Here is a 19,475-nt window from a genome sequence, read left to right on the forward strand (position 1 = left end):
ATAACGCTTACAAAAAAGTTTCTGAATTTTGATGCAGGAATGATCAGATTTTGTTGTCAAACGGATGCAAGCATGAGAGGATAGAAAAGAACAAAAAGGAACAGCGTAGGGTACAGAAAAGTCGCTTGAATCAACTGTTGACCAAATTGTATATTCCTACTATAATGTTGTATGACGTGTCTGACACGTTTCCTTTAGTCGGTAATATCGGAGGGAGGGAAAACTAGTGGAAACTCGTGTACGTAAAAATGAATCACTTGAAGACGCACTTCGTCGCTTCAAACGTGGTGTTTCAAAAGATGGTACGCTTGCAGAAGTTCGTAAACGTAAACACTACGAAAAGCCAAGTGTAAAACGTAAGCTTAAATCGGAGGCTGCGCGTAAGCGTAAGAAGTTCTAACGTTAGAGAGGGTGTATCCTCATGAGTCTTCAGGAGCGTTTGACAGCGGATATGAAAGATGCCATGCGTCTTCGTGAAAAAGATCGTCTTACGACGATTCGCATGGTGAAATCATCGCTGCAAAATGAAACGATCAAACTCGGTAAGCAAGAATTGACAGACGAGGAAGAATTAACGATTCTTTCACGTGAAATGAAGCAGCGCAACGACTCCCTCCGAGAATTCGAAAGCGCTGGTCGTCACGATCTCGTCGAGAAAATTCAAGCAGAGATTGTCGTGCTCGAAGCTTATATGCCAAAACAGATTTCCGAGGAAGAAGTACAGGAAATCGTCGACGCAGCTATTGCGCAGACGGGTGCCTCTGCTCCTACGGATATGGGGAAAGTAATGGGTGTCGTCATGCCGCAGCTTAAGGGCAAGGCAGACGGTGCCTTAATTAATCGACTCGTCAAACAACGTCTCGCTTAATACATGGAAAGGTGTCCCGAGGGACACCTTTTTTTGTCGTTCCTGTCACGTTTTTAAAGTTTCTTGATGAATTCAGAATAGTCATGAAACCTTTTTGTTTTGAAAGCGTATATAATTGTAGTAACGAATCAAAGTGCAAAAGAAGTAGCTTCTGACACGAATGAAAAGGGGTGAACGTACGCATGACGTTTAGCTTAGGGATGATTTTGACGGTCTTCATGATCGGGGTACTCATGTTACTGGTTGAAATATTCGTCACAGGGTTTGGAATCTTTGGCGTCCTTGGGATCGGTGCTGTCCTTGCTAGCTTGATTATGGCAGGTGCGACCGTCGGACAAGTCGGTTTAGCCGTTGGGCTTGCAGTTTTTCTGTCACTTGCGGCCGGGTTCTGGGCGTATCGCAGAATAAAATCAAATCAGTCATTGCTTTGGAGAGGTTTGATTTTGACGGATTCTACATCGTCTGAAAAGGGCTACCTTTCTCATCAAGACAAAGTACAACTGTTAGGACAAGAAGGAGTCAGTCTGACACCATTACGTCCGTCAGGAACGATTGAAATCGATGGGAACCGAATTGATGCCGTTACAGAAGGAACCTTCATTCAAGCGGGGGAAACGATCGTTGTAAAAGAAGTGACGCACGGACGCGTCATTGTTAGAGTCCAACATACGAAGGAGGAGTCCCACACATGACACCTGAATTATTGACCGTATTACTCATATCTGGAGGAATCTTAATTTTCCTCGCTATTTTCTTCACGCTCGTCCCGATTCCACTCTGGATTAGCTCGCTCGCAGCAGGCGTACGCGTATCAATCTTTACATTAGTCGGGATGCGTCTTCGTCGAGTAACACCATCAAAAATCGTCAATCCGTTGATCAAGGCAGTTAAAGCGGGATTGAACTTGAATACGAACCAACTGGAAAGTCATTTCCTTGCAGGGGGTAACGTTGACCGTGTCGTCAATGCCTTGATTGCAGCACACCGGGCGAATATCGAGCTGAGCTTCGAACGCGCAGCGGCGATTGATCTTGCTGGTCGTAATGTTTTAGAAGCTGTTCAAATGTCGGTTAACCCAAAAGTCATTGAAACACCGTTCATCGCCGGTGTCGCGATGAATGGGATTGAAGTGAAAGCGAAAGCCCGGATCACGGTACGTGCGAATATTGATCGTCTCGTCGGTGGTGCTGGGGAAGAAACAGTTATCGCGCGTGTTGGTGAGGGCGTCATCTCAACCATCGGATCATGTAATGACCAAAAAGAAGTACTTGAGAATCCAGAAATGATCTCACGGACAGTACTTGCAAAAGGACTCGATTCAGGAACGGCGTTTGAAATTCTCTCGATCGATATCGCAGACATTGATATTGGTAAGAACATCGGTGCGGTCCTTCAAACGGATCAAGCGGAAGCAGATAAGAACATTGCGCAAGCGAAGGCGGAAGAGCGTCGCGCAATGGCGATCGCAAGCGAACAAGAGATGAAATCACGTGTTGAAGAGATGCGAGCGAAGGTTGTCGCTGCTGAAGCGGAAGTACCACTTGCTATCGCAGAAGCGATGCGTGACGGAAATTTTGGCGTCATGGATTATGCGAACTACTTGAACGTGACAGCCGATACGAAAATGCGTCAAGCAATCGGTGGACAATCATCACCACATGACTCACAGTAAAGGGTGAGACGGTATGGATATCATATGGGTCGGATTGATGATCGCATTCGGTGTCATCTCCGTCATCTCAAAAGCAGCAGATAAAAAACCGAAGCAGACGAACCGGACACCTTCAAAAGAGTTCGGGGAGTATGTGAAGCAAATGGTCGAACAGGTGGATACGGTTCGACAAGAGACGACACCTCCACCTGTCGTTCGTAAAAAAGCACCTGCGAAGAAACAACCTGGGGTAACCCAAACGAAAGCACGACCAGTTCATGAACGAACGGAATTGCAACAACGTTTGGACCAACGTCAGAAACAACATTCGAAAAAAGGGGTGCCTTCTTCGAGTATTGGTGAAATCAAAGACAGCGTCGCAGACGGTGCTATTGGAACATCGAGTCGTTCGGCATCAGCAACGACGCTTTCGCAAGACGAAATGCGACGTGCGATCGTCTGGAGTGAGGTTCTCGGAGCGCCTGTCTCTAAACGAAAACGATGATGGTTGGACAGGAAGTCGATCCTACGAAACGTGTAGGATCGACTCTTTTTGTTTTCCAAAAGGTGGAAACGGGTTTTTCTTTCCATCTTTTCGGTGGAAGTGCTAAAGTGGAAGAGATTAGATATGAAGCGATGACAACTTGTTATCCATGACTAGGAGGCCATTCACAACGTGATATTCAACGAAAGAATCCCATTTGCATTTTCGAATTCAGAACAGATTCAAGCATTCGTCGGTCCGAATGACGCAGTCTTACGTACGATGGAAGCGGAACTTGAAGTCCAGCTTACACATCGAGGAGATGAGCTGTTGGCACAATCCGAACAGGAACAGTCTGTGATCTTGGCAGGACAAGTCGTTGGTGTCCTGAAGCAACTCGTCAATCGTGGAGCTGTTTTGACGGAGCGTGACGCAACGAGCGCCATTCAACTCGCACGTCAAGATCGGGTGGATGAACTACTGGAACTTTACGATACGGTCATCCATACGAATCATAAAGGAAAACCACTTCGTGCGAAAACGCTCGGTCAAGCACGTTACGTCCGCGGAATTGATCGCTGTGATTTGACATTTGGTATTGGACCAGCGGGGACTGGAAAAACATATCTCGCAGTCGTGATGGCTGCAAAAGCACTGAAGGAAGGACATGTCAAACGACTCGTCCTGACGCGTCCAGCAGTAGAAGCAGGAGAGAATCTTGGATTTCTTCCTGGTGATCTTAAAGAAAAAGTTGATCCATATCTACGTCCTCTATACGATGCGTTACACGACGTCCTTGGTGTCGAACATACGGCTCGACTACTTGAGCGTGGTGTCATCGAAATTGCGCCACTCGCTTATATGCGTGGGCGGACACTTGAACATGCCTTTGTCATTCTAGATGAAGCGCAAAACACGACACGTGAACAAATGAAGATGTTCCTGACACGTCTTGGTTTTCATTCGAAGATGATCGTCACAGGCGATTTGACACAAGTTGATCTTCCGCGCGGAAAAACGTCTGGTCTACAAGAAGCATTGCATCTGCTCGGAAATGTCAAAGGCATTCATTTCGAACACTTCGGCTCAGCTGATGTCGTGCGTCACCCACTTGTCCGGAAAATCGTTGATGCTTACAGTCAGGAATTGACATAAGCCGTTACGGGAATAATGGAAAAAGGGGGAGATGATATGCGCAAGGTTAGGGTCTGGGTTGGACTTTTGACAGTAGTGTTCTATCTCGTCGTATCGACGATGATGTATGTCAGTGTCCGACCAGAAGCCTTGTCCGCAGAACCGTTCTCGATTGCAGAAGAAGACATCCGGTCGCCATTGACGATGGAGGATCGGGTCGCGACGAATCAAATCAAGGAAAATGCGATTGCTGCAATCGAGAGTCAGTATACGATCAAACAAGAGTATGCAGCACAGCAAATTGATAAAGTCGAACAACTTTTTGCTAGTTTATCCGGCATTAAAAAAGCAGACGAGATCAGTAAAATCAAACAGCGTTTGCGTGGGACAGAAGCGGCAACTCTTTTAAAGGACGACGAACTACGTTTACTTGTAGCTTCAACGACAGCGCTTCGAGACACGACACGGGATGTCGTCATTACAGCAATCGAAGAAGCGATGCGTCAGCGCATCTCGTCTGATGGCGGCGAAGTGGCTGAAGCACGTGAAAATGCCCGAACTGATATCGAACGTTCACCGCTTTCTTTCTCGCTAAAGGCGATTGCCAAGGCGTTGACCGATCAACTGATCGTGACGAACTACGTCTATGATCCGGAAAAGACGGAACAGCTTCGTAAACAAACAAGTGATAAAGTGGAACCGGTCATCATCTCGGAAGGGGAAGTGATCGTGAAGCGAGGCGAAGTGATTTCGCAAGATGCTTACCGCCAGCTACAACTCGTCGGCTTGATTTCTGACCGTCAGTCGTTGAAACCGTTACTTGGAGCGATGCTTGTCAGTGCATTGATGACTGCTTTCCTATTCGGCTTCATTCATCGCTCGAAACTACGGTATGCACAGATGGGGCGGATCCGGTTGTTTGGGCTTGTCTACCTCGTCGTCAGCTTACAATTGCTTGTCATGTATGGCATGGCGTTTTTAGCAAACGATATCAATCCTGCACTTTACTTACTCACACCGACCGCTTTTGTTGCGCTTGTTCTGCGCAATTTATTAAACGAACGGATTGCATTGTCAAGTTCACTCTTCACGGCACTTGCCGGAACATTCTTCTATAGTACGAATCAAAACTTCAGCTTCAATATCGCGATCTATTTGTTAGTCGGTGGTTTAGTCGCAACGTTTTTCCTACAGTCTAGTTTGTCACGTCGTCGTATTTTCATGAGCAGTATTTCGATTGCCGGAGCAAACATCGCGATTTTCTTTGCATTCGTTCTATTACGTAGTGGCACATTCGAATTACGTGAAACATTGACTTTAGTCGGTTTTGCGATTGCTAGTGGGATCTTGAGTGCCATTCTTGCGATTGGGTTATTGCCGTTCCTCGAAATGACATTTGGTATCTTAGCACCGACGCGTCTGCTCGAACTGTTGAACCCGACGCATCCCTTGTTGAAGAAACTCTTGGTCGAAGCGCCAGGAACGTATCATCATAGCATGATGGTCGCGAACCTAGCAGAAACAGCCTGTGAAGCAATCGGTGCAGATGGGTTGCTTGCGCGAGTCGGTGCCTACTATCATGATTTAGGAAAAACACGACGACCACTTTATTTCATTGAAAACCAGCATGGACGCAATCCGCATGATCGATTGACGCCGGAAGAGTCGGCACGTGTCATCTTGGCACATACGGAGGATGGTGTTGAATTGCTCGAAAAAGCAAAACTCCCGGCAGCGATCATCGATATTTGTCGCCAGCATCATGGAACATCGTTGCTCCGATATTTTTATGTCAAGGCAGCAGAACAAGGTGAAGTCGATGAGGATACGTTCCGTTATACAGGACCTAAACCACAAACGCGTGAAGCGGCGGTCATCATGATCGTCGACTCGATTGAAGCGGCTGTTCGTTCAATGAAAGCTCCTTCGGAAGAAGGAATTCGGGACCTAGTCGCGAAAATCATTCGTGAAAAGATGATGGACGACCAATTTGCGGAATGTGACATCACGACACGCGAGATTTATCGTGTTGGTGAAAGTGCATGTCATACCTTATCCGGTTTGTTCCATGAACGAATCGAGTATCCAGAATTAAAGAAAGAGGCAACGAAATGAACATTTATATGACAGACGAAAATAATCGTCTAACGGAAGAGCAACGACAGCTTGTCGAATCGATTTTGATTTACACGGCGGAACAAGAAGAAGTCGATCCGAACAGCGAGTTGTCCGTGACTTTTGTCTCAAACGATGAAATTCAAGAGATTAATCGTGAATGGCGTGGGAAAGATCAGGCGACAGACGTCATTTCCTTCGCGATGGAAGAACTCGGAGAAGATGAAATCGATTTTGGATTATTGGAAGATGAACCAGTCGTTCTCGGTGATTTGATCATTTCCGTGGAACGATGTCGCGAACAGGCGGCTGAATATGGCAATCATTTCGAGCGTGAACTCGGTTTTCTCGCCGTCCATGGTTTCCTCCACTTACTCGGATATGATCACATTGAAAAGGCAGATGAGGAAATCATGACGAAGCGACAGGAGGAAATCCTGCATCACTTCGAGTTATTCCGGGGCATATTGTGAAAAGCTGGTGGCAACCATTTCGACATGCGATGCATGGGTTGCGCCAATCGATTCGAGAAGAACGGCATATGAAAGTTCATGTCATCATTGGCGGCATCGTATTACTTGTCGCCTTTTTATTACCGTTGACATCTGTCGAGCGAGCGATTCTTTTTCTGACGGTCGGGATCGTCATAAGTGCCGAGATGTTCAATACAGCGTTTGAGCGCGTCGTGGATCTCGTGACACAGGAGTGGCATCCACTGGCAAAAGCAGTCAAAGATATCGCGAGTGGTGCTGTTTTAGTGTTGGCGCTTACATCTGTTGCGATTGCGCTATGCATCTTCATCCCATATTTGGTACAATAAGAATCCGGCCTTTTTGGCCAATACCGTTCCTAAAAAGGGGATACTCACATGAAAACAGAACAATTACTCGAACAAGCTAAACGTGCACGCGAAAAAGCGTATGTTCCATATTCAAAATTCCAAGTCGGTGCTGCTCTCTTAACGAAAGACGGACAAGTCTTCCATGGCTGCAATATTGAAAACGCAGCGTATGGTCTTTGTAACTGTGCAGAACGGACAGCTATCTTCTCTGCGTGGGCACAAGATGCGCGCGAGTATGCAGCGATGGCTGTCGTTGCGGACACAGAAGGACCGGTCGCACCGTGCGGACAATGCCGCCAAGTGTTATCAGAGATGTGTGATGCGGATATGCCAATCTATTTGACGAACCTTAAAGGGGATGTCACAGAAACAACAGTGGGCGCTCTCTTACCGGGAGCATTCACGAAAGGAGATTTACATGTTTAAAGAAGGATTCAAATCGGGCTTTGTCTCGATCATCGGACGCCCGAACGTCGGAAAATCGACATTCCTCAACCGTGTCATCGGACAAAAAATTGCCATCATGTCTGATAAACCACAAACGACGCGTAATAAGATTCAAGGTGTCTACACGACAGAAGATGTTCAGACGATTTTCATCGATACACCTGGGATCCATAAACCAAAACATAAACTCGGCGATTTCATGATGAAGGTCGCGACGAACGCATTGCGTGAAGTCGATGCGATCTTGTTCATGGTCAACGTGACGGAACTAAAAGGAAAAGGTGACGACTTCATTATTGAAAAATTGAAGGAACTCGATACACCAATCATTCTCGTCATGAATAAAGTCGATTTGATTCATCCGAATGATATTCCACCGATCATCGAGTCGTACAAAAATGAACTCGAGTTCGCGGCAGTCGTTCCGATTTCGGCGCTACAAGGGAATAACGTCGGACCGTTACTTGAAGAAATCGCAAAAATTCTACCAGAAGGACCGATGTATTACCCAGCGGATCAAGTCACTGACCACCCAGAGCGCTTCATCATCTCAGAGATGATTCGTGAAAAAGTCTTGCAAAAGACACGCGATGAAGTACCACACTCGATTGCCGTCGCGATTGATCAAATCAAGACGCGTGAGAATGGAAATATGGTTGATGTCCATGCGACGATCTTGATCGAGCGCGATTCCCAAAAAGGAATCATCATCGGTAAACGCGGAGCACTTCTAAAAGAAATCGGCTCTGAAGCACGAACGGACATCGAGATGTTACTCGGGACGAAAGTTTACCTGAACTTGTGGGTCAAAGTCCAAAAGGATTGGCGCAACAAGGCCGGTCAATTGCGTGAACTCGGCTTCCGCGATGATGAGTATTAAGCGATGATCGATAAGGCGGAAGGGCTTGTATTACGAACGGTCGTATATGGTGAATCGAATAAGATCGTTACGCTACTGACACGTGAATACGGCAAGCTCGCCGTCATGGCGCGAGGAGCGAAGAAGCCGGGTAGCCGTTTTAACGCGGCTAGTCAGCCTTTCGTCCGAGCTGTCTATATCTATCCACGTTCACGGGGTCTCGGTCAGTTAAAATCAGCAGACGTCATTACAAGTCATGCGCATATTCGGCAAGATGTCGTGTTGATGGCTTATGCGATGTATCTATTGGAGCTTGCGGATAAAGCGCTTGATGAACGGGTGCCGCAACCGGCGCTGTATGATTTATTCGTCGAAGGACTAGAGGCGATGGATGAAGGACTAGATCCTGACGTCGTCTCTTTCATTATCGAATTGCGTCTGTTGCGTCATCTAGGCATTGCTCCACATTTGAATGGTTGTACGATTTGCGGAAGTGCTGAAGCACCATTCGCTTTTTCGTTACACCATGGCGGTCTACTCTGTCGCCGGCATCGCCATGAGGATGAACATGCTGTCTATATGTCAGAGGCAGTTGCGAAGATGCTCTATGTGTTTTCCGTCTATGATTTCTCACGGATTGGTACCGTGACGGTAAAGCCAGAAACGAAGCGTCTATTGCGTCAAATCATGGATGCTTATATGGAACGCTACAGCGGGTTACGTCTGCGTTCAAAACGTGTCCTCGACCAGTTGATTGATTTCGGCAACGATTGACAGCAACAAGCGGGTTCGGTAGAATGAATGCGGAAGAAGTAACTAAATGAACACGATGACGAAAAGGAGTACCGTCTTTTTTCTCAATCAAGCGATTCCAGGGTGGTGCGAGCTGGGAGTGAGAGGGGCGCGAACGGCGTTTCGGAGTGTTTTTTGTCAAAAAGAGTGGCATGCGATGCATGCAAGTAGGGTGGAACCGCGGGCTCGTCTCGTCCCTATGTGCAACGATTGTTGTACATAGGGGCGTTTTTTGCGTTCCTTAATCATTTCGGAGGTGAAAGTCGTGAAGATGACAGTACAAGACATGATCTTGACATTACAAAAATTTTGGGCAGAACAAGGCTGCTTGACGATGCAAGCATACGACGTAGAAAAAGGAGCCGGTACGATGAATCCGATGACGTTTTTACGGAGTCTCGGACCGGAACCGTGGAACGTTTGTTATACAGAACCATCACGCCGTCCGGCTGATGGTCGTTATGGAGAAAACCCGAACCGTCTGTATCAACACCATCAATTCCAAGTCATCATGAAACCATCACCTGACAACATTCAGGAATTGTACTTACAAAGTCTCGAGTTGCTCGGGATCAATCCACTCGAACATGACATCCGTTTCGTAGAGGATAACTGGGAGAACCCAACGTTCGGTGCTGCTGGTCTCGGCTGGGAGGTATGGCTAAATGGAATGGAAATTACACAATTCACGTACTTCCAACAAGTCGGTGGAATCGAGTGTAATCCAATCGCAGTAGAGATCACTTACGGAATCGAGCGTCTCGCTTCTTACATCCAAGATGTCGAGAGCGTCTTTGATCTCGTTTGGACAGATGGGTTCAAATACGGTGATATTTTCTATCAACCGGAATTCGAACATTCGAAGTATACATTTGAAACATCAGATGTCGCTTTACTCTTTACATTATTCGATCAATATGAAAAAGAAGCGAATCGTGCCTTGGATGAGAATCTCGTTTTCCCAGCATATGATTACATCTTGAAATGTTCGCATACCTTTAACCTTCTCGACGCGAAGGGGGCGATTTCCGTCACGGAACGCACAGGATTCATCCATCGTGTACGGAACATGTCGCGCCGTTGTGCGCAAAGTTTCATCGAAGAACGGGAACGTCTTGGCTTCCCATTGATCAAGTCGAAAGCAGGTGAGTCACATGCATGAATTATTACTTGAAATCGGTTTAGAAGAAATGCCGGCTCGATTCGTCCTTCAATCCGAAACACAACTCAAGGAACGCGTGACGCGTTTCCTTGAAGAAGCACGGATTGAGTTCACAAGCGTCGAATCCTTCTCGACACCACGCCGTCTTGCAGTATATGTCAAGGGTCTCGCAGCACGTCAAAGCGACCTCGAAGAGACATTAAAAGGACCCGCAAAACGGATCGCGATGGACGAAGCAGGGAACTGGACGAAAGCTGCAGAAGGATTCGCGCGTGGTAAAGGACTCACGACGGACGATCTCTTCCTTGGGGAAGAAAAGGGAGTCGAATACCTCTATGCGACGCGTAAGGAAACTGGACAAGCGACAGCCGATCTACTTCCTGGATTAAAACAAGTCGTTGAAGCGATGACGTTCCCGAAAAACATGCGTTGGAGCACACAATCGTTACGCTACATGCGTCCGATTCGCTGGTTAATTGCTCTTCTTGACGATCAAGTCATCCCGTTTGAAGTCGCATCCGTCGAAACAGGTCGGACGTCTCGTGGGCATCGCTTCCTTGGGCAAGACATCACGATTCTTCGTCCGAATGCCTATGTCGAAGCGCTCGCAGGAGAGCACGTCATCGTCAGTTATGAAGCTCGTCGTCAATTAATCGAAGAACAAATCGCGGCGCTTGCGGCGCGTGAACAATTCGAAGTACCGATCGATGCGTCTTTACTTGAAGAAGTCACGAATCTCGTCGAATATCCGACAGCCTTGTTCGGTGCATTCGATGAAGCGTATCTTGAGTTGCCGGAAGAAGTCTTGATCACGACGATGAAAGAACATCAACGGTACTTCCCAGTCAAACGTGACGGTGCGTTGCTCCACTATTTCGTGACAGTACGAAACGGGAACGCAACCCATCTTGAAAACGTTGCTCGCGGAAACGAAAAAGTCATTCGTGCCCGTTTAGCAGATGCTCAGTTCTTCTATGAAGAAGATAAAAAAGCAGACATTGATGAACAGGCGAAACGTCTTGATAAAATCGTCTTCCATGAAAAATTAGGAACGACAGGTGAAAAAGTCCGTCGTGTACGTCAAATGGCACTCGCACTTGCTGACCGTGTCGGCGCAGACAAAACACGTGTCGAACGCGCGGGTCAGATTTATAAATTCGACCTCGTCAGTCAGATGGTCTATGAATTCACGGAATTACAAGGTCTGATGGGTGAACGTTATGCGAACATGAAAAACGAGGATCCGGAAGTCGCTGCTGCGATTCGCGAACATTACATGCCACGCTTCGCGGGTGATGCAAGTCCGGAGACACCGACAGGGACACTCTACGCGATCCTTGATAAGATGGACAGCGTCGCTGGATTCTTCGGTGTCGGCATGATTCCAAGTGGATCAGCGGATCCGTATGCATTGCGTCGTCAAGCACAAGGAATTGTGCAAATCTTATCGGATCGTAAGTTGAACTTGACATTGACTGAACTGATTGCCTTCGTCGTGTCTGAACAGGTAGCAGCAGGTCTTTATACGAAGGATGCCGAAGAAGTACAAGCCGCATTACAAGATTTCTTTGCGCAACGTTTGAAGTACCGTCTATCGGAAATGGACTTCCGTCATGATGTCGTCGAAGCCGCTCTTGACCATATGTTGACAGTCGAAGCGAATGAACAGCGTGCTGCCATGCTCGAAGAGGCGACGAAAAAAGAATCGTTCAAGAAAACGGTCGAACAATTAAGCCGTGTCTTGAACATCTCGAAAAAAGCAGAAAGTGTCACAACTGTTAATCCAGCGCTCTTTGAAAATGATGCGGAACGCGAATTGCATGAGGCGATTGAGAAAGCCTTACCAGAGGTCGATCAAGCTATCGCGTCACTTGACTATGCACGTGCACTTGAGGCACTTGAGGCAACCGTTCCATCGATCACAGCCTACTTTGACGGTACGATGATCATGACGGATGACGAAACGGTCCGTACGAACCGTCTTAGCGAAATGAAACGATTTGCAGAAGCAATCGAATCAGTCGCTCGGTTCAATGCACTCACTTTAGCGTAAAGAAAAAGGACGGATGAGCCGATGAAGTTAAATGAACGGCAAAAAAAGATACTCCAAATCGTCAAAGAGAATGGTCCGATCACGGGAGAGCAGATTGCTGCAGCGCTCTCCCTGACACGAGCGACGTTACGACCTGATTTGTCGATTTTAACGATGACCGGCATGTTAGAAGCGCGCCCACGTGTCGGCTATATGTATGTCGGAAAGAAAAATGCTTCCATGCTTCATGAGAAACTGGACACCTTGACCGTCGGCGAATTCATGTCATCAGCAAAGGTCATTCATGAAGGGATGACTGTGTATGATGCAATCGTCCACTTATTCCTAGAAGATGTCGGTTCGCTGTTTGTCGTCAGCAAGGACCATGCGTTGGTCGGTGTGCTATCACGTAAGGATTTTCTACGTGCGGCAATCGGTAATCAAGAATTAGACTCGTTACCGGTCAATATCATCATGACACGAATGCCAAATTTGACAGTCTGTGAAAAATCGGAAACGTTAATTGGTGCCGGCATGAAACTGATCGAAAAACAGATTGATTCGATGCCAGTCGTCGAAGAAGAGAACGGGGTCTTGAAAGTCGTCGGTCGAATGACGAAAACGAACATGACGAAAGTGTTGGTCGCTTTAGCACGTGATGAAGAAATTTAAGGGGGGCTCCTGATGCGTCAACGGATTTATGTCGTGAGTGATTCTGTCGGAGAGACGTGTGAACTCGTCGTCCGCGCAGCTGCTATTCAGTTCCCGGAACAAGCCATCGAAACGGTCCGCATTCCGTTCGTCGATGATGATCAAGTCATTTATGACTTGGTTCTTCATGCAAAAGAAGAACAAGCAACGATCGCTTTTACGATCGTTCATGCGACGCATCGTCGTTTGCTTGCAGACACAGCGCGTGCCCACGGTGTAAAGGCGATTGATCTACTTGGTCCATTGCTTGACACGATGGAAGACCGTTTGCAGATGCAACCGAAGGAAGAACCTGGATTAATCTATCGCTTAGATGAGGAATATTTCCGGAAAATCGAAGCGGTCGAATTCGCTGTTAAGTATGACGATGGACGTGATCCAAAAGGAATTAAACGCGCCGATATCGTTTTGATCGGTGTGTCGCGTACATCTAAAACGCCGCTCTCGCAGTATTTAGCCTTAAAGCGATATAAAGTAGCAAATGTACCACTCGTACCCGAATCAATTCCACCGGCAGAGCTATTCGATATTCCAAAAGAAAAATGTTTTGGACTACTCATCTCACCGGAAAAGTTGATCGATATCCGAATGGAACGATTGCGTTCATTAGGACTCAAACCTGAAGCAGCCTATGCGCAGATGGACCGAATCAATCGGGAACTTGAATACGCACGGAATTTATATGAACGAATCGGATGCCAAATTATTGATGTGACGAATAAAGCAGTCGAAGAGACGGCGAATTTGATTTTGACCGGAATTTCCGGGAAAGCGCATGACTAGTCAAGCAGTCAGGAACATAGTATACTTGTTTAGCTGATAAATGAGATAATGCCCTTTTTCTAATGAAACGGAACGAGTCATCGTTCCGTTTCATTGCGGGTATGGTCATGTAAGGATAAGTTCTCAAGGAAAGGGGAGAGGACGGAATGAAGCGAATTCCTGATGAAATCGTCGATCAGGTCCGCCAAGCAACGGACATCGTCGAATTGATTTCAGAACGTGTAGAATTAAAAAAACAAGGGAATCGATATTCAGGGCTTTGCCCGTTTCATTCTGAGAAATCACCTTCCTTTTCTGTTTCTCCTGATAAAGGGATGTACTACTGTTTTGGATGTGGTGCAGGAGGAAATGCAATCACTTTCGTCATGGAAACAGAAGGAATGAGTTTCAAGGAAGCCGTTTCGAAATTAGCCGATCGAAGCGACGTCACACTTCCAGAGCTAGAACCAGACCGATTCGAGCAGTCGGAATCGACGCCTGAACAGGAAAAGAAGTTCCGCATGCGCGAAGCGCATCGAATCGTCACCGAGCTCTATCACGAGGTGCTGATTCAAACGGAAGCAGGCGACGCCGGAAGAATCTATTTAGAAAATCGCGGTATACGCGAGGGGGCGATGCGTGAGTTTCGACTCGGGTATGCACCGGATCAAGATCGTTTTACAGTGGATTCCTTGGCACGACGTGGGTTTGATTTAGATGAGATGGTCGAAGCGGGACTGATTTCAATCGGACGTGATGGTGATTATCGAGATCGATTCAACGGTCGGGTCGTGTTCCCTATTTCCGATCGTGATGGCACGATCGTCGGATTTAGTGGTCGTTCGATTGACGGTCGTGACCCAAAGTATGTTAATACAGCGGAAACCCCTTTGTTCAATAAAAGTGAACTGTTATTTGGATTTGCTCAAGCACGAGGGGCGATGCGTAAAATTAAACAAGTCGTCCTTGTTGAGGGAAATCTTGATGTTGTGCGTGTTGCTCAAGCGGGTATACCTTATACGGTAGCTTCTTTAGGAACAGCGTTAACGCCTGTTCATGCCCAAAACCTGGCACGCATCGTCGATGAAGTCATTGTTTGTTATGACGGAGACAAAGCAGGACGCGCTGCGACGCTAAAAGCCTTACAGTTGCTTGAGGCCGTTGCCGTCGACTGTTCCGTCATCCGCTTACCGGATGGCGAAGACCCTGACTCTTTTATTGGGAACCAGGGAGAAGAGACGTTTTTACACTGGATCGAACAAAAACGGGTTTCAAGTCTTGAATTCAAATCTTTTTATTTTCGACAAGGAAAAAACTTGCGATTAGAAGGAGAACGCGTTCGATATATTGAAACTATGCTTGAAGAGATTGGTCGAACATCCAATCCGTTGTTACGGGACATCTATTTAGGAAAACTTTCTGAGGAATTTAAACTCTCGAAAGATTCCTTGATCGCACAAGTGCGTCCAACCGTTCAACAGCCGAAAAGAGAACAAATCGTTTCCGATCGCCCGACCGCTGTACCGACAGCACCTCCTGATCGAACGTTCGCGAACTGGAAAAAGGCAGAACGCTTCTTGCTTGCCTACATGATCCGTTCCGAAGAAGTATGTCTAGAAGTGCGTGAGCAGCTGGGTGTCCAATTCAATGATCCGGCACATCAATTGATTGCCGGCAAGTTATATGAATTTTACGGGACAGGTACGCAAGGAAGTTCCGATCGTTTTTTGACGATGCTCCATGATGCTTCCCTGCAACGAATCGTAGTGGATCTAGAGTTCATGCTGATGCCTGAATATGATCCTGACTTACTCAGTCATTACATTCGTGCCGTCCAGAACGAACAGCAACGTCGATTGCTCGAAGAAGAAAAATCACGATTGAATCAACAAACAGATATCCGTGCCCAAGCGGAACTGATGCAGGCGATCATTGAACGAAAGCGTCGTTTAAAAGATCGATGACCTGCTGCATGATGTGGAAGGAGTGTATGGTTCGATGGCAGAAAAAGCAAGATCAGAAGCTGAATTACTCCGTCTCGCGAAAGAGGAACTCATCGCGCTCGGACATAAGAATGGTGAATTGTCGCACCAGAAAATCGAAGACAAACTGAGTTCGTTCGAATCAATGGATGCTCAGCAATTCGAGGAATTCCTTCAATTGCTTGAAACAGAAGGTATCAAGGTTAACAATGACGGTACAGGAGATGAAAAGGAAGAGGCGGATTTGAACGATTTGTCTGTTCCACCCGGCGTTAAGATCAATGACCCTGTCCGGATGTATCTAAAAGAAATCGGACGCGTGGATTTGTTGAATGCAGAAGACGAAGTTGAACTCGCAAAACGAATCGAACAAAACGATGAGGAAGCGAAAAAACGTCTAGCGGAAGCAAATTTACGTCTCGTCGTTTCGATCGCTAAACGGTATGTCGGACGCGGTATGTTGTTCCTTGATTTGATTCAAGAAGGTAACATGGGTCTGATCAAGGCGGTCGAGAAATTCGACTATACGAAGGGATATAAGTTCTCGACGTATGCAACGTGGTGGATTCGTCAAGCGATCACACGTGCGATCGCCGACCAAGCACGGACGATCCGGATTCCGGTTCATATGGTTGAGACGATCAATAAATTGATTCGTGTCCAACGTCAACTTTTGCAAGATCTCGGACGCGAACCTTCACCGGAAGAGATTTCGAAAGAGATGGAAATCACGCCGGAAAAAGTTCGTGAAATCCTGAAAATTGCGCAAGAGCCGGTTTCTCTTGAGACACCGATCGGGGAAGAAGACGATTCACACCTCGGTGATTTCATCGAGGATCAAGATGCGACAGCACCACAGGATGCTGCTGCATATGAACTCTTAAAAGAGCAACTCGAAGATGTGTTAGATACACTCACGGATCGTGAAGAAAACGTCCTTCGTCTTCGCTTCGGACTTGATGATGGTCGGACTCGAACACTCGAAGAAGTCGGCAAGGTGTTTGGCGTCACGCGTGAGCGGATTCGTCAAATCGAAGCAAAAGCACTTCGGAAACTTCGTCATCCAAGTCGTTCAAAACGCTTGAAAGACTTCCTCGATTAATTCAAAGTGTGAAGAATATATGAAATTTTAGTGGGAAGGGAGAAAAAAGTTTCGTTTTTTTCTTCCTTCCCTGTTTTTTTTACAGTAGAATAGTAACGGGGAATACCATTCAGTCACCAACTTGGTTGGGTATAGAATATGGGGGGAATCCAAATGCGTAATCCATTAGTACCGTTTGCGGCGATCGCAGTCATCGCCATCATCGCAATGATTTCATTGTCTTACTTTGGGGTCGATCAGGTGAAGGAAGCTCGCAAAGGGCCGTCAACTGCAGAAATGAAGCCAGAAGACTTGTTTGCATCTAAAGGATGTACAGGATGTCACGGTGGAAACTTAGAAGGCGGCGTTGGTCCGAACTTAACAAAGATCGGCGCGAAGCTGAAAGAAGATGAAATCAAGAACATCGCAATGAACGGTAAAGGGCAAATGCCTGGCGGTCTTGCGAATGACGAAGAAGCAGCTGTTCTAGCTAAATGGTTAGCTGCTAAGAAATAAGAACAAGAGCATCTATCTCGTTACGAGATGGATGTTTTTTTATGGGCGGATGGTTTCTTTTTTACTGTAAATCCGCTATTTTAAAAGAGAGTTTTTCGGAAAATAGGAAGGATGAAGAAGATGCAAATGAACGTCGTATTGGATCAACGACTCCAAAAAGTCGTGTCGTATATTCCACAAGGAGCCATTCTTGCAGATATTGGTTCGGATCATGCATTCGTACCGTGTTTTTGTATCCAACAAAATAAAATCGAACTCGCCATCGCGGGGGAAGTGAATGAAGGACCGATGGAAGCCGCAAAAGGACAGGTGGCACTTGTAGGACTCGAGTCCCAAATTGATGTCCGTCTCGGGAGTGGTCTATCGGTATTGAAACCGGGAGAAGCGACAGCGATCACGATCGCGGGAATGGGTGGAACATTGATTGCCTCAATCCTTGAAGAAGGGAAAGATCGATTGTCGGGAGAAGAACGTTTGATTCTACAACCGAATGTCGATGCAGTCGATGTCCGAAACTGGTTACTCGCACATTCGTATGCCTTATTGTCAGAAGCCATCGTCGAGGAGAATGGGAAGATTTATGAAATCCTTGTCGCGGAACGTGGCGAAGAAACCTTATATTCGGAAGATGAAACAACACGACAATGGGAACTCTTCTTTGGTCCTCAGTTGATGCGAGAGCGAGCGCCAGAATTCATTGCAAAGTGGCAAATGGAAAAACAAAAACGTCAGTATATTTTGGAGCAGATGAAGCAAGGACAAACTACGGAAATCTTATCTGAAAAAATCATAGCGATCGAACGATTGATTCAAAAGATGGAAGAGGTGACAAGCTGATGGCGAATGGGAATTATGTCATTGAGCAGTTTGAAGCATTCGCTCCGAAAAAATTCGCGCTCGAGGGTGATCCGATCGGTTTGCATATTGGAACGTTGAACAAGGACGTAAAACGTGTGCTCGTGACACTTGATGTCTTGGAGTCTGTCGTTGATGAAGCGATTGAAAAAAAGGTTGATCTCATCATCGCGCATCATCCACCGATTTTTAGCAAGTTAGCGAATGTGACGGATCGTTCCGCAACAGGACGCATCGTCACAAAATGTATCAAGCACGATATTGCGGTGTACGCTGCGCATACGAACCTTGATGTGACACCAGGAGGGGTCAATGATTGGATGGCAGAGGCAATCGGTCTTGAGTCATGTGAAGTTCTCGCCCCCACATTTGAAAATACGCGCTACAAGTTGAGCGTTTTTGTACCGACAGAAGCTGCAGAGCGTGTCTCGACAGCACTTGCGAAAGCAGGAGCCGGGCAAGAAGGGGATTATAGTGACTGCCAGTTTCATGTCAATGGAACTGGGCAATTCCGACCGTCGCCTGAGGCTACGCCATATATCGGTGAAGCGAATCAACTCGAGCGGGTTTCTGAAGTCCGAATTGAGACGATCGTGACGGAATTGGATCAGAAACAAGTCATTCGAGCGATGAAGCAGGCACATCCTTACGAAGAGGTAGCCTATGATCTCATAAAGCAGGAACGTCCGGCAGCGCCACTTGGTCTCGGACGGATAGGTCGATTGCCGAAACCCATGACGTTGCGAGCATTTGCAGAGCACGTTCGGACGGTGTTTGGTGTTCAAAACTTGCGTTTCATTGGAGACGAATCACGGGAGATCAATAAAGTCGCTGTTCTCGGTGGCGATGGGAATAAATATGTCTCGACAGCAGCTTTTGCCGGAGCCGATGTCCTTGTCACGGGTGATCTCTATTTTCATGTCGCCCATGATGCGATGGCACTTGGACTAGCGGTCGTTGATCCCGGACATCATGTAGAGTCGGTCATGAAAGAAGGCGTCGTCAACGAATTGAAGCGCCGATTCGATCAGAAAAAAATCGACGTTGAACTATTAATTTCAACAGCGAATACGAATCCGTTTCAGTTTTTGTGAGGCAACGAATCGAGTACGCTAAGGGTATCTTTTGAGCAGTAAAAAACCGAGTCGCGAATGATAATCGCGACTCGGTTTTGCTGTATCGA

General features: G+C 46.8%; 21 protein-coding genes. All 21 read left to right on the top strand.

Annotated elements, in window-relative coordinates; genetic code table 11:
* The first annotated feature begins 226 nt into the window (after positions 1-226).
* The 21 genes from rpsU (at position 227) to B3S86_RS02575 (ending at position 19,386) form a co-directional block, all read left to right on the top strand.
* On the top strand, positions 227-400 hold the full coding sequence (gene rpsU / locus B3S86_RS02475) for a 30S ribosomal protein S21 (protein ID WP_012369719.1): 174 nt from the start codon (positions 227-229) through the stop codon (positions 398-400).
* Between the two features lie 21 nt (positions 401-421).
* Entirely contained in the window at positions 422-868 is a 447-nt protein-coding gene (locus B3S86_RS02480; RefSeq protein WP_290748808.1) for a GatB/YqeY domain-containing protein, read from the top strand.
* Between the two features lie 182 nt (positions 869-1,050).
* The gene (locus B3S86_RS02485; protein ID WP_035409223.1) at positions 1,051-1,560 is read left to right on the top strand and encodes an NfeD family protein; all 510 of its coding nucleotides are present in this window, start codon (positions 1,051-1,053) and stop codon (positions 1,558-1,560) included.
* Positions 1,557-2,540, top strand: a complete 984-nt coding sequence (floA, locus tag B3S86_RS02490) for a flotillin-like protein FloA (protein ID WP_035409222.1) — start codon at positions 1,557-1,559, stop codon at positions 2,538-2,540. Before B3S86_RS02485 ends, floA begins: the two co-directional genes overlap by 4 nt.
* A gap of 13 nt (positions 2,541-2,553) precedes the next feature.
* The gene (locus tag B3S86_RS02495) at positions 2,554-3,024 is read left to right on the top strand and encodes a hypothetical protein (protein WP_035409220.1); all 471 of its coding nucleotides are present in this window, start codon (positions 2,554-2,556) and stop codon (positions 3,022-3,024) included.
* A 171-nt stretch (positions 3,025-3,195) separates the two neighbouring features.
* Positions 3,196-4,158 (top strand): PhoH family protein, encoded by a 963-nt coding sequence (locus tag B3S86_RS02500; RefSeq protein WP_052019074.1) that lies wholly within the window; start codon positions 3,196-3,198, stop codon positions 4,156-4,158.
* 36 nt (positions 4,159-4,194) lie between these two features.
* Positions 4,195-6,252: an HD family phosphohydrolase gene (locus tag B3S86_RS02505; RefSeq protein ID WP_052019073.1), complete on the top strand. Its 2,058-nt coding sequence runs from the start codon at positions 4,195-4,197 to the stop codon at positions 6,250-6,252.
* Positions 6,249-6,725 (top strand): rRNA maturation RNase YbeY, encoded by a 477-nt coding sequence (gene ybeY, locus B3S86_RS02510; RefSeq protein WP_290748817.1) that lies wholly within the window; start codon positions 6,249-6,251, stop codon positions 6,723-6,725. Before B3S86_RS02505 ends, ybeY begins: the two co-directional genes overlap by 4 nt.
* Positions 6,722-7,072 carry a diacylglycerol kinase family protein gene (locus B3S86_RS02515; RefSeq protein WP_035409213.1) on the top strand — a complete coding sequence of 117 codons (351 nt, stop codon included), beginning with the start codon at positions 6,722-6,724 and terminating at the stop codon, positions 7,070-7,072. Before ybeY ends, B3S86_RS02515 begins: the two co-directional genes overlap by 4 nt.
* A gap of 48 nt (positions 7,073-7,120) precedes the next feature.
* Positions 7,121-7,519 (top strand): cytidine deaminase, encoded by a 399-nt coding sequence (locus B3S86_RS02520; protein WP_023467498.1) that lies wholly within the window; start codon positions 7,121-7,123, stop codon positions 7,517-7,519.
* Entirely contained in the window at positions 7,512-8,420 is a 909-nt protein-coding gene (gene era, locus B3S86_RS02525) for a GTPase Era (RefSeq protein ID WP_290748822.1), read from the top strand. Before B3S86_RS02520 ends, era begins: the two co-directional genes overlap by 8 nt.
* A gap of 3 nt (positions 8,421-8,423) precedes the next feature.
* A complete protein-coding gene (recO, locus tag B3S86_RS02530; protein WP_214854844.1) occupies positions 8,424-9,173 on the top strand; it encodes a DNA repair protein RecO in 750 nt (249 codons plus the stop codon).
* A gap of 289 nt (positions 9,174-9,462) precedes the next feature.
* Complete coding sequence (gene glyQ, locus B3S86_RS02535) at positions 9,463-10,353, top strand: glycine--tRNA ligase subunit alpha (protein ID WP_029341034.1); 891 nt, start codon at positions 9,463-9,465, stop codon at positions 10,351-10,353.
* Positions 10,346-12,406, top strand: a complete 2,061-nt coding sequence (glyS, locus tag B3S86_RS02540; RefSeq protein ID WP_056060127.1) for a glycine--tRNA ligase subunit beta — start codon at positions 10,346-10,348, stop codon at positions 12,404-12,406. The genes glyQ and glyS overlap by 8 nt, the downstream gene beginning before the upstream one ends.
* Positions 12,407-12,427: 21 nt before the next feature.
* The gene (locus B3S86_RS02545; RefSeq protein WP_029341036.1) at positions 12,428-13,057 is read left to right on the top strand and encodes a helix-turn-helix transcriptional regulator; all 630 of its coding nucleotides are present in this window, start codon (positions 12,428-12,430) and stop codon (positions 13,055-13,057) included.
* Positions 13,058-13,069: 12 nt separating this feature from the next.
* The gene (locus B3S86_RS02550; protein WP_035409206.1) at positions 13,070-13,879 is read left to right on the top strand and encodes a pyruvate, water dikinase regulatory protein; all 810 of its coding nucleotides are present in this window, start codon (positions 13,070-13,072) and stop codon (positions 13,877-13,879) included.
* 146 nt (positions 13,880-14,025) lie between these two features.
* Complete coding sequence (dnaG, locus tag B3S86_RS02555) at positions 14,026-15,822, top strand: DNA primase (protein WP_290748831.1); 1,797 nt, start codon at positions 14,026-14,028, stop codon at positions 15,820-15,822.
* A 34-nt stretch (positions 15,823-15,856) separates the two neighbouring features.
* Entirely contained in the window at positions 15,857-16,942 is a 1,086-nt protein-coding gene (gene rpoD, locus B3S86_RS02560; RefSeq protein ID WP_023467512.1) for an RNA polymerase sigma factor RpoD, read from the top strand.
* 153 nt (positions 16,943-17,095) lie between these two features.
* Complete coding sequence (gene cccA / locus B3S86_RS02565; RefSeq protein ID WP_035409203.1) at positions 17,096-17,437, top strand: cytochrome c550; 342 nt, start codon at positions 17,096-17,098, stop codon at positions 17,435-17,437.
* Between the two features lie 120 nt (positions 17,438-17,557).
* Positions 17,558-18,274 (top strand): tRNA (adenine(22)-N(1))-methyltransferase, encoded by a 717-nt coding sequence (locus tag B3S86_RS02570; RefSeq protein WP_290748835.1) that lies wholly within the window; start codon positions 17,558-17,560, stop codon positions 18,272-18,274.
* Positions 18,274-19,386 (top strand): Nif3-like dinuclear metal center hexameric protein, encoded by a 1,113-nt coding sequence (locus tag B3S86_RS02575; RefSeq protein ID WP_290748838.1) that lies wholly within the window; start codon positions 18,274-18,276, stop codon positions 19,384-19,386. The genes B3S86_RS02570 and B3S86_RS02575 overlap by 1 nt, the downstream gene beginning before the upstream one ends.
* Positions 19,387-19,475 lie beyond the last annotated feature (89 nt).

The organism is Exiguobacterium sp. UBA3968 (assembly GCF_002385115.1).
In the GTDB taxonomy this organism is placed as follows: Bacteria; Bacillota; Bacilli; order Exiguobacteriales; family Exiguobacteriaceae; genus Exiguobacterium_A.